The organism is Flavobacterium anhuiense (genome assembly GCF_050990855.1).
Classification (GTDB): domain Bacteria; phylum Bacteroidota; class Bacteroidia; order Flavobacteriales; family Flavobacteriaceae; genus Flavobacterium; species Flavobacterium anhuiense_C.
Genome location: NZ_CP158861.1, coordinates 3651617 through 3664123 on the forward strand (window position 1 = coordinate 3651617; position 12507 = coordinate 3664123).

The 12507-nt window shown below is 32.2% G+C and carries 13 protein-coding genes; 10 read left to right on the plus strand and 3 right to left on the minus strand.

Annotation, left to right across the window (positions count from 1 at the left end):
- Window positions 1–23: 23 nt before the first annotated feature.
- From ABTV69_RS16235 to ABTV69_RS16245, 3 genes are all read right to left on the minus strand, one after another.
- Window positions 24–788, minus strand: coding sequence for a DUF4262 domain-containing protein (locus tag ABTV69_RS16235; protein ID WP_433830577.1), 765 nt, complete (start codon window positions 786–788; stop codon window positions 24–26).
- Window positions 781–1200 carry a tRNA (adenosine(37)-N6)-threonylcarbamoyltransferase complex ATPase subunit type 1 TsaE gene (gene tsaE / locus ABTV69_RS16240; RefSeq protein WP_433830579.1) on the minus strand — a complete coding sequence of 140 codons (420 nt, stop codon included), beginning with the start codon at window positions 1198–1200 and terminating at the stop codon, window positions 781–783. Before tsaE ends, ABTV69_RS16235 begins: the two co-directional genes overlap by 8 nt.
- A 105-nt stretch (window positions 1201–1305) precedes the next feature.
- On the minus strand, window positions 1306–2859 hold the full coding sequence (locus ABTV69_RS16245) for a PglZ domain-containing protein (protein ID WP_433830581.1): 1554 nt from the start codon (window positions 2857–2859) through the stop codon (window positions 1306–1308).
- A gap of 223 nt (window positions 2860–3082) precedes the next feature.
- On the opposite strand from ABTV69_RS16245, the gene ABTV69_RS16250 reads away from it, so the two are divergent.
- From ABTV69_RS16250 to ABTV69_RS16295, 10 genes are all read left to right on the plus strand, one after another.
- The gene (locus ABTV69_RS16250) at window positions 3083–4312 is read left to right on the plus strand and encodes an HD domain-containing protein (RefSeq protein ID WP_433830583.1); all 1230 of its coding nucleotides are present in this window, start codon (window positions 3083–3085) and stop codon (window positions 4310–4312) included.
- A 39-nt stretch (window positions 4313–4351) separates the two neighbouring features.
- Window positions 4352–5395, plus strand: coding sequence for a UDP-3-O-(3-hydroxymyristoyl)glucosamine N-acyltransferase (lpxD, locus tag ABTV69_RS16255; protein ID WP_433830585.1), 1044 nt, complete (start codon window positions 4352–4354; stop codon window positions 5393–5395).
- Window positions 5388–6776: a bifunctional UDP-3-O-[3-hydroxymyristoyl] N-acetylglucosamine deacetylase/3-hydroxyacyl-ACP dehydratase gene (locus tag ABTV69_RS16260; RefSeq protein WP_433830587.1), complete on the plus strand. Its 1389-nt coding sequence runs from the start codon at window positions 5388–5390 to the stop codon at window positions 6774–6776. The genes lpxD and ABTV69_RS16260 overlap by 8 nt, the downstream gene beginning before the upstream one ends.
- A gap of 75 nt (window positions 6777–6851) precedes the next feature.
- Complete coding sequence (gene lpxA, locus ABTV69_RS16265; RefSeq protein WP_433830589.1) at window positions 6852–7637, plus strand: acyl-ACP--UDP-N-acetylglucosamine O-acyltransferase; 786 nt, start codon at window positions 6852–6854, stop codon at window positions 7635–7637.
- Window positions 7638–7765: 128 nt separating this feature from the next.
- On the plus strand, window positions 7766–8332 hold the full coding sequence (gene efp / locus ABTV69_RS16270) for an elongation factor P (protein ID WP_095929274.1): 567 nt from the start codon (window positions 7766–7768) through the stop codon (window positions 8330–8332).
- A 195-nt stretch (window positions 8333–8527) separates the two neighbouring features.
- Window positions 8528–9457, plus strand: a complete 930-nt coding sequence (locus tag ABTV69_RS16275) for a UDP-3-O-(3-hydroxymyristoyl)glucosamine N-acyltransferase (RefSeq protein WP_198855711.1) — start codon at window positions 8528–8530, stop codon at window positions 9455–9457.
- Between the two features lies 1 nt (window position 9458).
- Window positions 9459–9821, plus strand: coding sequence for a nuclear transport factor 2 family protein (locus ABTV69_RS16280; RefSeq protein WP_433830592.1), 363 nt, complete (start codon window positions 9459–9461; stop codon window positions 9819–9821).
- An 86-nt stretch (window positions 9822–9907) separates the two neighbouring features.
- Window positions 9908–10780 (plus strand): succinate--CoA ligase subunit alpha, encoded by an 873-nt coding sequence (sucD, locus tag ABTV69_RS16285; RefSeq protein WP_144212837.1) that lies wholly within the window; start codon window positions 9908–9910, stop codon window positions 10778–10780.
- A gap of 140 nt (window positions 10781–10920) precedes the next feature.
- Window positions 10921–11349 (plus strand): hypothetical protein, encoded by a 429-nt coding sequence (locus ABTV69_RS16290; protein ID WP_433830594.1) that lies wholly within the window; start codon window positions 10921–10923, stop codon window positions 11347–11349.
- 507 nt (window positions 11350–11856) lie between these two features.
- Window positions 11857–12462: an RNA polymerase sigma factor gene (locus ABTV69_RS16295; protein WP_433830596.1), complete on the plus strand. Its 606-nt coding sequence runs from the start codon at window positions 11857–11859 to the stop codon at window positions 12460–12462.
- The last annotated feature ends 45 nt before the right edge of the window (window positions 12463–12507 follow it).

Here is a 12507-nt window from a genome sequence, read left to right on the forward strand (position 1 = left end):
ATATTTCACAAACTGACTAAGATCTAATATTCTTTGGTTTCAGTTTTTTTTCTTGTCCATTTTGCTCCAACATATTCTCTCTCTGCTTCCTCGCCATATTCTAAGTTAAAAACTTGATTCAAAGAGTTGTCTTTTAATACTATTTGTTCGAGTGCAACAATAATTATATTTTCAGATGATGAATCATCGTCAGTCAAAAATTGCCAATCGCCATCATCATCATGATAAACATTAAGTATTGGTTTTCCTTCAAGCCATTGTTTTGTTGTAAAAGAGGTTAGGTTCTTTGGTTCTCGAAATTTAAAATCATAATTTCTATCAAGCAATGGTTGTTTGTAGAGGAATTCTTCTTCGAAGTTTTCTTCCCAAGGAAATTTATCATTTCGATCTGTCCAAACTAATTGAAGAGCAGGGAAATCTTGGCTGTTGTAGAAATTTATGGCAGAACCAAAATAGTCAGAAATATTATCAGGATGGACGTCTAAAAATTCAGCTCTGCTTTCTTCAAAAATATTTGAATAATTTTTTCCTGTAATGATTGATTCGTTTTTTTTAATTATTTCCGAAACATCATTAATTAAAGTATGAAGGAGTGAATTAGAGAATCCAAAACAAATTATTTCGGGATGATTATACTTTTGCCATAGTCCAATGCTGTATGCAAATGAGGGTAAATAATCTGTAGCTTCAACTATAATAACTTGAAGTCCATGTTTTTTAATATTGCTTTTGATGCTGCTTAACAAATGGTCTGAATCGATGCAGTTGTGCTCGTTGTCATTAGTCATTTGTTGAAACTAGTTTTAATTCTCTTTTTCCGTCAGGAAGCAATTCAATATTTAAGGTAGAATGTTCTTCTGGGATCAAACTTGCAATTTTTTCAGACCATTCAATAAAACACCAATTTCCAGAATATAAATAATCGTCCACGCCCATATCTAGCGCTTCGGTTTCTTTATTTAATCTATAGAAATCAAAGTGGTAAACGGTTTGATTATTAATGGTTTGGTATTCGTTTACAAGAGAAAAAGTAGGACTGCTTGTAGCGTCTTGAACTCCTAAACTTTTGCAAAGCTGTTTGATCAAGGTAGTTTTTCCAACTCCCATTTCACCATTAAAAAGAATGATTTTTTTTGGGTTTGAAGCTATAATCTGTTCGGCAACTTCTTGAATTTGATCTAATGAAAAAACGATATTCATTGTTGTGTTTATTTTTGCCACGAATTTCACAAATTTTCGCGAATTAAATTTACTTTTTTGCTTAAAAATAAATTATTGAAAATTCGTGGAATTCGTGGCAATATTTTATTTAGGATTAAAAACCAAAAACGGAATAATCATTTCTTCTAATGAAATTCCTCCGTGCTGATACGTATTTTTATAATAACTCACATAATGATTGTAGTTGTTTACATAGGCCAAAAAGAAATCGTTTTTAGCAAAAATAAACGAACTGCTCATGTTTATTGCGGGTAAACCAATTGTTTTAGGCTCTTTTACGACATAAACATCTTTTTGCTCGTATGTTAAACTACGGCCAGTTTTATAACGCAAATTTAGACTTGTGTTTTTATCTCCCACCACTTTCGACGGATTTTTTACATTAATTGTTCCGTGGTCTGTAGTTAGAATCAGTTTGAATCCTAAAAGCTGTGCTTGCTGGATAATTTCTAATAAAGGAGAATTTTTAAACCAGCTTAAAGTTAAGGAGCGATACGCTTTATCGTCTGAAGCTAATTCTTTTACCACTTCCATTTCTGTTTTGGCATGAGAAAGCATATCAACAAAGTTGTAAACTACGGTAACTAAGTCGTTTTCTTTTAGTGCTTTAAAATTTTCGGCTAATTTTTTTCCTCCAGCGTAGTTGGTGATTTTAAAATAATCTTCTTTAATGTTTAAACCTAAACGTTTCAGTTGAGCTGATAAAAATTCAGCTTCATAAAGATTTTTACCGCCATCGTCAACGTCATTTTTCCAATATTGAGGAAATTGTTTCTCCATTTCCAAAGGCATTAAACCAGAGAAAATTGAGTTTCTGGCATATTGCGTAGCGGTTGGTAGAATAGAATAGTACGGAACCTCTTTTTCAAGTTTGTAATAATTTGAAATTACACCTTCAAAAGCTTTCCATTGGTCGTAACGAAGATTGTCGATTACCACAAAAAGAATCGGTTTGTCTTTCTTTTTAAGTTCGGGTACAACTAATTCTTTAAATAAGGTGTTAGACTGAATTGGTTTGTCTGCTTTCGGCGCAAACCAATCTTCATAATTTCTTTCAATAAATTTTCCAAATTGAGAATTGGCTTCAACTTTTTGAGATTCCAAAATCTCAATCATTGCCGTATCGTTAATGTCTTCCAATTTTAATTCCCAGAAAAGCAGTTTTTTATACAATTCGATCCAGTCTTCATACGAATTAACCATTGCCAATTCCATTGAAATTTTTCTGAATTCTTTCTGGTAATCTAAAGTAGTTTTTTCGGTAATTAATCTCGAATCGTCTAGATTTTTCTTCAAACTCAATAGAATCTGATTCGGATTTACGGGTTTAATTAGATAATCGGCGATTTTAGAACCAATCGCTTCCTCCATTATATATTCTTCCTCGCTCTTGGTAATCATGATCATCGGAATAGCTGACTTCTTTTCTTTCATTTCAGAAAGCGTTTCCAATCCGCTCATTCCAGGCATGTTTTCGTCTAGAAAAACGATATCAAAATTATCTTCTTCAAACAAAGCAATGGCGTCAAGTCCGTTGTTGCAAGTGGTAACTTCGTAATTCTTTTTTTCTAGAAATAATATGTGTGGCTTTAAAAGATCGATTTCATCGTCGACCCAAAGTATTTTTATCTTATCCATAAATCAATTTAATTTTACTGCAATTTAAAGTTATAGAACTTAAAAAGTATTAAAAATAGTATAAAATTACCAAAGTTGAGGCATGATTTTATTTTGAATTTTAACATTTTTAAATGTATTTTATTGATAATCATCGTAATTTAGGATTGGATTTTTAAATAAAAAACACCGAACTCTTTATACTTATTTACTTATATTTGTTGACCAAAAAAATAACCGGACTGTGACTCAGATCAATAAACTTAAAATATTCAACGATCCTATATATGGTTTCATTACGATTCCAAATGCACTAGTTTACGACTTAATTCAGCATCCTTATTTCCAGCGTTTACGCCGTATTTCGCAGATGGGATTATCGTATTTAGTATATCCAGGAGCCAATCATACTCGTTTTCATCATGCTTTAGGATGTATGCATTTGATGAAAAAAGCAATTGACACGCTTCGTTTTAAAGATGTTGTGATTTCTGATGAAGAAGAGAATGCACTTTTAATTGCAATTTTACTTCATGATATAGGGCATGGGCCATTTTCTCATGCAATGGAGAAAAGTATTGTTGAAGATGTGCACCATGAAGCCATTTCTTTATTGTTTATGAATCAGCTGAATGAGGAATTCGGAGGAAGATTAAGTTTAGCTATTCAGGTTTTTAAAGGAGAATACCATAGAAAATTCATGTTGCAATTGATCTCAAGTCAGTTGGATATGGATCGAATGGATTACTTAAAACGAGATAGCTTTTATACAGGTGTTGCTGAAGGAAATGTAAATTCTGAACGTTTGATTCAGATGATGAATGTAGAAAATGATGTTTTGGTAATCGAGGAAAAAGGAATCTATTCTGTGGAGAAATTTCTGCTTTCTAGGAGATTAATGTATTGGCAAGCATACTTGCATAAAACAAGCTTGGTTGCCGAATTAATTTTAATGAAAGTATTAAAAAGAGCAAAAGAATTGGTTCTGAAAGGAGTAGATCTACCTTGCAGCGAACCGCTCTCTTATTTTATGCACAATAAAATTACGCTTGAAGATTTTGATGCAGAGAAATTAGATTTGTTTTCGCAATTAGATGATTTTGATATTATTAGTGCTTTAAAAGCTTGGCAAAAGCAAGATGATTTTGTTTTAAGCACTTTAAGTAAAATGATCATCAATAGAGATTTGCTTAAAATTAAAATGAGTGCCGAGAAAGTTTCTATGGAAGAATCTCAGGCATTGAAAGAAAAATTTGCAAGTCAGCATCATATTAGCCAATTAGATGCAGGATATTTTATTTTTAGAGGAAAGATTAAAAATCAAGCCTACAGTAAAGAAGCAGAACCTATTCGTATTTTGAAAAAAGATAAAACAATTGAGGATGTTGTTGAAGCTTCTGATCAGCTGAATTTGAAATCGTTATCTAAATTGGTGACAAAATATTATATCTGTTTCCCAAAACAACTTATATAAAATTAACATTTAAAACCTATTTTTTATATTTTTGTCGCGATGAAATTTACAGCAGAACAAATAGCAGGAATTTTAGAAGGAGAAGTTGTTGGGAATCCCAATGCAGAAGTTTCTAAGCTTTCTAAAATCGAGGAAGGAGAAGAAGGATCGCTTACTTTTTTGGCTAATCCAAAGTATATCAATTTTATATATACGACAAAAGCGACAGTAACAATTGTTAACGATAGCTTTATTCCGGAACAGGAAATTACAACTACACTAATTAAAGTGGAAGATGCTTATGCGGCGTTTTCTAAGCTTTTACATTTTTATAATCAGGTAAAGTTAAATAAAACAGGAATTGAGCCTCAGTCATTTATGTCTGAAGGTACAAAATGTGGAGAAAATCTATATTTAGGCAGTTTTAGTTATATCGGACAAAATGTAGTTTTAGGCAATAATGTGAAAATTTATCCAAATAGTTTTATTGGCGACAATGTTACTATTGGTGACAATGTTTTTATTTTTGCTGGAGCAAAAATTTACTCTGAAACTGTAATTGGAAACAATTGTACGATTCACTCTGGTGTTATTATTGGCGCTGACGGTTTTGGTTTTGCTCCAAATGAAAACGGTGAATATAGTAAAGTGCCTCAAATTGGAAACGTTATTATTGAAGATAATGTAGATGTTGGTGCAAATACTACAATTGACAGAGCAACTCTTGGTTCTACAATTATTAGAAAGGGAGTTAAATTAGACAATCAGATCATGATTGCCCATAATGTGGAAATTGGAAAAAATACTGTGATAGCTGCTCAAAGTGGTGTTGCTGGTTCTACAAAAATTGGTGAAAATTGCATGATTGGTGGACAGGTAGGTATTGCAGGTCATTTGACAATAGGAAATAATGTAAGGCTTCAAGCACAATCGGGTGTAGCCAGAAACATTAAAGATGATGAAGTTTTACAGGGAACTCCATCTCTTGGATATACAGATTTTAATAAATCGTATGTTCATTTTAAGAATCTGCCTAAAATTGTGGCTCAAGTTGAAGAATTAAAAAAACAAATAATAAACCCAAAAAATGGAAATAATGGTTAAACAGAAGACCATCAAAAATGAAATTTCGCTAACAGGAGTTGGTTTACACACTGGAAAAGAAGTTACAATGACTTTTAAACCTGCACCCGTTAATAATGGTTTCACTTTTGTAAGAGTAGATTTGCAAGGTCAACCAGTAATTGAAGCTGATGCTAATTATGTTGTTAATACTCAAAGAGGAACAAATCTTGAGAAACTAGGTGTAAAGATTCAAACACCAGAGCACGTTTTGGCTGCGGTAGTTGGTTGCGATTTGGATAATGTTATTATTGAATTGAATGCCTCTGAACTTCCAATTATGGATGGTTCATCAAAATATTTTGTTGAAGCGATAGAAAAAGCTGGTATCGAAGAGCAAGATGCAAGCCGTAATGTTTATGTAGTAAAAGAAGTTATTTCTTTTACAGACGAAGCTACAGGAAGCGAAATTCTTGTGATGCCAAGCGATGAGTATCAAGTAACAACTATGGTAGATTTTGGTACTAAAGTTTTAGGTACTCAAAATGCTACTTTGAAAAGTTTAGCAGATTTTAAATCTGAAATTGCAAGTTCTAGAACGTTTAGTTTTCTTCACGAATTAGAATCTTTGTTAGAGCACGGACTTATTAAAGGTGGAGATTTAAACAATGCAATTGTTTATGTAGATAAAGAAATCTCTGAGTCTACAATGGAAAATCTAAAGAAGGCATTTGGAAAAGATGAAATTTCTGTGAAACCAAATGGCGTTTTAGACAACTTAACTTTGCATTATCCAAACGAAGCGGCAAGACATAAACTGCTTGACGTTATTGGAGATTTATCTTTAATTGGAGTACGTATCCAAGGAAAAATTATAGCTAATAAACCAGGTCACTTTGTAAATACTCAGTTTGCAAAGAAATTGGCTAAAATTATCAAAATAGAGCAGAGAAATCATGTTCCAACTTATGATTTGCATCAAGAACCATTGATGGATATTCATAAAATCATGTCTATGTTACCTCATAGACCACCATTCTTGTTAATAGACAGAATTATCGAGATGTCTGATCGTCACGTGGTAGGATTGAAAAATGTTACTATGAACGAGAACTTCTTCGTAGGTCACTTCCCAGAAGCTCCAGTTATGCCAGGTGTATTAATTGTAGAAGCAATGGCGCAAACGGGAGGAATTTTAGTATTAAGTACTGTTCCAGATCCTGAAAATTATTTGACATACTTCATGAAAATTGATAATGTTAAATTTAAACACAAAGTATTGCCAGGGGATACTTTAATTTTCAAATGTGAGTTGATTTCTCCTATCAGAAGAGGAATTTGTCATATGCAAGCAAACGCGTATGCAAATGGTAAATTAGTTACTGAGGCAGAATTAATGGCACAAATAGCAAGAAAACAATAATAAATTATCAAATTTATTGTTTAGGTTTGTTGCTTCAAATCAGAAATATTTTAATTAAAAATATAAAACATACAGATGAATCAACCATTAGCATATGTTCATCCAGGCGCAAAAATCGCTAAAAACGTTGTAATAGAGCCATTTACAACAATTCACAATAATGTTGTTATTGGTGATGGTACTTGGATTGGTTCAAACGTGACCATTATGGAAGGAGCTCGTATCGGAAAAAATTGTAATATTTTTCCAGGAGCAGTAATTTCTGCAGTGCCACAAGATTTAAAATTCGGAGGTGAAGATTCTCTTGCTATTATCGGTGATAATTGTACTATTAGAGAATGTGTAACTATAAATAGAGGAACAGTAGCTTCTGGCCAGACTGTAATTGGAAACAATTGTTTAGTAATGGCTTATGCTCACATCGCGCACGATTGTGAAATTGGAAACAATGCAATTATCGTAAATGGTGTTGCTTTGGCAGGTCACGTGGTTGTTGGAAATCATGCTGTTATTGGTGGTTTGGCAGCAATTCACCAATTTATTCATATTGGAGATCATGCTATGATTTCTGGAGGATCTTTGGTTAGAAAAGACGTTCCACCCTTTACTAAAGCGGCAAAAGAACCATTGTCTTACGTTGGGATTAACTCTGTAGGTTTAAGAAGAAGAGGGTTTACAACTGAAAAAATTAGAGAAATTCAGGAGATTTACAGAATTTTATACCAAAAGAATTACAATACAACTCAAGCTTTAAGTATTATTGAAGCTGAAATGGAAGCAACTCCTGAAAGAGATGAAATTTTAGATTTTATCAGAAATTCATCTCGAGGAATTATGAAAGGTTACTCAGGGAACTATTAATTTTAGAGTTTAGATTTCTGATATTAGATTTCTAAGCTAAAGAATAAAAGAAACATTAAAAAATGTGTTGATTTTAAGTTTTAAAAAATCTAAAATCTGCACTCTAAAATCTAAAATAAAAAAAACAAATGGCATCTACATCAGATATTAGAAACGGATTGTGCATTAAATTTAATCACGATATCTATAAAATTATTGAATTTCTTCACGTAAAACCTGGAAAAGGTCCAGCTTTCGTAAGAACTAAATTGAAAAGTTTAACTTCAGGAAAAGTATTGGACAATACTTTTTCAGCAGGTCATAAAATTGATGTTATTCGTGTTGAAACGCATACTTTCCAATATTTATATCCAGAAGGAGATGAATTTCACTTCATGAATGCTGAAACATTTGAGCAAATTTCTTTAAATAAAAACATTTTGGATGCTCCAGATTTGTTAAAAGAAGGAACAAATGTAATGGTTCAGATCAATACAGAAACAGATTTGCCTTTATCAGTAGATATGCCAGCTTCTGTAATTTTAGAAGTTACTTACGCGGAGCCAGGAGTAAAAGGAAATACTGCTACAAACGCAACAAAAAATGCTACAGTAGAAACTGGTGCAAACATCAACGTTCCGTTGTTCATCAACGAAGGTGATAAAATTAAAATCGATACAGCTTCAGGTTCTTACATGGAGCGTGTTAAAGAATAGTTATCTTAATTAAGATAATTTGACAATGAGTCAATTAGATAATTTGTGAATCGACATAATTTTGTATATTCACATTCTAATTGACTCATTTTCTAATTAAGATAATTTGACAATGAGTCGATCAGATAATTTTCGGATTGATATAATTTTGTAATTGACTCATTTTCTAATTGACAAATTTTCTAATTATACTATATGAAATTTCCAAAGAGTCATTCTTTACAAGAAATTGCCAATTTGCTTAATTGCAAATTTATCGGAGACAAAGACTTTCAAGTATTAGGCATGAACGAGATACACGTTGTAGAGCCTGGAGATATTGTTTTTGTAGACCATCCAAAATACTATGACAAAGCTTTGCAATCGGCTGCAACTATTGTTTTAATAAACAAAGAAGTAGAATGTCCAGAAGGTAAAGCGTTGCTAATTTCTGATGATCCATTTAGAGATTTTAATATTCTTACCAGACATTTTAAGCCATTTCAGTTTGCTAATGTAGCTATTGCTCCATCAGCAGAAATAGGAGAGGGCACTGTAATTCAGCCTAATTCTTTTGTTGGAAATAATGTAAAAATTGGTAAAAACTGTCTAATTCATTCAAATGTATCTATCTACGATCATACTATTATTGGTGATAATGTAATTATACATGCGGGAACTATTTTAGGTGCCGATGCTTTCTATTATAAAAAGCGTCCAGAAGGATTCGATCAGTTAGTTTCTGGAGGAAGAGTTGTTATTGAAGATAATGTTGGAATTGGGGCTTTATGCACAATTGATAAAGGCGTTACAGGAGATACAACAATTGGTGCTGGAAGTAAATTAGACAATCAAGTACATGTCGGTCATGATACCGTAATTGGAAAGAAATGTCTGATTGCATCTCAAACTGGTATTGCAGGTTGTGTAATTATAGAAGACGAAGTAACTTTATGGGGACAAGTTGGAACTACTAGTGGTATTACAATTGGCGCAAAAGCTGTCGTAATGGGACAGACGGGGGTAACAAAGTCTGTTGAAGGCGGAAAATCGTATTTTGGTACTCCAATCGAAGAATCTAGAGAAAAGTTGAAACAATTAGCCAATATTAAGAAGATTCCTGAAATTTTAAGTAAATTGAAGTAATATGTCTATTAAAGAATTTGTTCAGAAATTTTATAAGTCAGATGCCTTAATTGATAGCGAAATTTTAAAAACATATCTGCATCCTGATGTTACGCTTGAATGGAACAGTAGTAAAGGTTTTATTCAAATGGATTACAATTCTATACTTGAGATGGCCAATGATTTGAGCCGCGCTTATGTGCGTTCTAAAGTTAGAATTACCCATATAATTAGCGAAGATGATTTAGTATCAGTGCGTTATTCTCATTTTGTAAAAACAATCGAGAATCCGAGAGAAGAAATGCTTTTGGCACATTTTGCAACTATTTGGCAGATAAAAGATGATAAACTTTATAGAGGTTATCAAATGAGTCAATTTTCTTAATATTTTTTTGACAATAAAAGAGGCAAAATACATTACAAAACCTTATTTTTGCAACACAAATTTAAAAACTACATAAAATATATATCATGAGTGTTTTAGTTAATAAAGATTCCAAAATAATTGTTCAGGGATTTACAGGAAGTGAAGGAACTTTCCACGCTTCTCAAATGATTGAGTACGGTACTAATGTTGTTGGAGGTGTAACTCCAGGAAAAGGTGGTACTAGCCATTTAGATCGTCCAGTTTTTAATACAGTAAAAGATGCTGTTGATCAAGCTGGTGCTGATACTTCTATCATTTTTGTTCCGCCAGCTTTTGCTGCTGATGCAATTATGGAAGCTGCTGATGCTGGAATTAAAGTAATTATTGCTATTACAGAAGGAATTCCTGTAGCAGATATGATTAAAGCAAATAATTATGTTAAAGAAAGAAATTCAAGATTAATTGGTCCAAACTGTCCAGGTGTTATTACTCCAGGTGAAGCTAAAGTTGGTATTATGCCAGGTTTCGTTTTCAAAAAAGGAACAGTTGGTATCGTTTCTAAATCAGGAACTTTAACTTATGAAGCTGCTGACCAAGTTGTAAAACAAGGTTTAGGAATCACAACAGCTATCGGTATTGGTGGAGATCCAATTATTGGAACTACAACTAAAGAAGCGGTTGAATTATTAATGAATGATCCAGAAACTGAGGCAATCATTATGATTGGTGAAATTGGAGGTCAATTAGAGGCTGATGCTGCTAAATGGGTAAAAGCTGATGGTAACCGTAAACCAGTTATTGGTTTTATCGCTGGAGAAACTGCTCCTGCAGGTAGAACAATGGGTCACGCAGGTGCAATTGTTGGAGGTTCTGATGATACAGCTGCTGCTAAAAAACAAATTATGAGAGACAACGGAATTCACGTTGTTGATTCACCAGCTGAAATTGGTAAAAAAGTAAAAGAAGTACTTGGATAATCTTCAAGTCTCAAAATAACAAATTCCAAAAAAGTCTCAATATTCTGTTGAGACTTTTTTACATTTTTAAAATGTCTGGAATATATTTTAAAACTTAGCAACTAAAGAACTTAATGTCTTAGGAGCTTAAAACAAGAAAAATGAGTAAAGAATTAGAAAAATTTAAATCAACAAGCAGTTTTACGTTTACTGTAAATGATAGTTTAGAAGAAGTTTGCAACGCTCCAGAAGGAAGTGCAGGAATTTTTGTTGTTTATGCTGTTGAAGGTGAGGAGAAAGAATTGATCATGGTTGGTTCTACAGGAACTGTTCAAAATGATGGAACTTTAAAAAGTAAAAATGGCGGATTATACGATAAAATCGTAAACGGTCACCAATTTGCTAAAACTGGAAGAAAATATTCTTGGCCAGCTCAAATGAAATTAGAAAGTATTTCTGAGCTTGAAGTAGTTTGGTATGAAACTTTTGCAGGAGATGTAAAAGCGATTCCAACTGCTGTTGAAGGACAAGTTTTGCAAAACTTTCTAGATGAAAATGGAAAATTGCCGAGATGGAATGTTGCTTTTTAAGTTGTTTAAAAAATAACAGAGAAGCCTTACTATTTTTAGTAAGGCTTTTTTATTTTAGGGTATGAAAATTCGATTTGTTAACTCTTTACTCTTTCAAGATTGCTCTAAAAATGCTATATAATTGTTTAAAAGATAAAGGTGCTACATCTGATTAGTTAATTAAAATTTAAATTATGGTAAATTTAAGTTTAATCTAAAAATTAATGACAAATTCTGATAAATTTCGAAAAAGTTGTAATATTTTGTAATAAATTGGGTTTTTATTATTTGCTTTTTTATATTTATCACACAAAAATAAAAAATAATGTTAAAATTCGTTTCTTTTAGCATGGATTTAGATTGATTTAAATGTAAAACACTTGTTTAATTTTTGTTAAATTAAAAGTTTTATGTGTTAGTTTTAATTCCTAGGAAAGATTGTAATTTAAACTATTTAATCGACGATCGTAATCTTGTTATTCTAGAAATGTCTATAATGATTGGATTTTGCACCCCAAAGCTTTTTGTATGAGCCAAATTTTAAAAAACAAAGTTTTAGACGATTTTATTCTATGGAATAATTTGAAAAATGGTAACGAGAAATCATTCTCTTTACTTTTTGAGAAATATTATAGAGATTTGATCAATTACGGTAATTCACTTTGTCCGTATGATGAGAAAGTGCAAGATTGTATTCAAGATGTTTTTGCTGATATTTGGTTGTACCGTGATTCTCTTCAAGATAATGTGATTGTTAAGGCTTACCTGCTTTCTAGTGTTAGAAAGAGAATTGCTCGTTTGCACGAAAGAGATCATGTGTTTCGAAAAACTACAACTACAGATGTTTTAGAGTTTCTTTTTGACTTTTCTATAGAGAACCGATTGGTTGAAGATGAAGTAACGGCCGAACGTGTTTTATACTTGAATAAATTATTGAATGATTTGCCAGGCCGTCAAAAAGAGGCTTTGTATTTACGTTATCATCAAGGATTAAGTGTTGATCAAATAGCAGATTTGTTGGATGTAAACTATCAATCTGCCAGTAATCTTTTACATCGCGGTTTGCTAAGTCTTCGTAAAGAATGGAAAGGCAGTATTCCGCTTCTAATCCTTATATCTACAGGGATTTTTTAAAAATTTAAGAAAAAATCAAAAAAAAATCTTAAATAGGTGAGTATA

Coding starts and splice junctions, on each gene's coding strand:
- ABTV69_RS16235 (WP_433830577.1), bottom strand. CDS start 788: ATGACTAATGACAACGAGCACAACTGCATCGATTCAGACCATTTGTTA.
- tsaE (WP_433830579.1), bottom strand. CDS start 1,200: ATGAATATCGTTTTTTCATTAGATCAAATTCAAGAAGTTGCCGAACAG.
- ABTV69_RS16245 (WP_433830581.1), bottom strand. CDS start 2,859: ATGGATAAGATAAAAATACTTTGGGTCGACGATGAAATCGATCTTTTA.
- lpxD (WP_433830585.1), top strand. CDS start 4,352: ATGAAATTTACAGCAGAACAAATAGCAGGAATTTTAGAAGGAGAAGTT.
- ABTV69_RS16260 (WP_433830587.1), top strand. CDS start 5,388: ATGGTTAAACAGAAGACCATCAAAAATGAAATTTCGCTAACAGGAGTT.
- lpxA (WP_433830589.1), top strand. CDS start 6,852: ATGAATCAACCATTAGCATATGTTCATCCAGGCGCAAAAATCGCTAAA.
- efp (WP_095929274.1), top strand. CDS start 7,766: ATGGCATCTACATCAGATATTAGAAACGGATTGTGCATTAAATTTAAT.
- ABTV69_RS16275 (WP_198855711.1), top strand. CDS start 8,528: ATGAAATTTCCAAAGAGTCATTCTTTACAAGAAATTGCCAATTTGCTT.
- ABTV69_RS16280 (WP_433830592.1), top strand. CDS start 9,459: ATGTCTATTAAAGAATTTGTTCAGAAATTTTATAAGTCAGATGCCTTA.
- sucD (WP_144212837.1), top strand. CDS start 9,908: ATGAGTGTTTTAGTTAATAAAGATTCCAAAATAATTGTTCAGGGATTT.
- ABTV69_RS16290 (WP_433830594.1), top strand. CDS start 10,921: ATGAGTAAAGAATTAGAAAAATTTAAATCAACAAGCAGTTTTACGTTT.
- ABTV69_RS16295 (WP_433830596.1), top strand. CDS start 11,857: ATGAGCCAAATTTTAAAAAACAAAGTTTTAGACGATTTTATTCTATGG.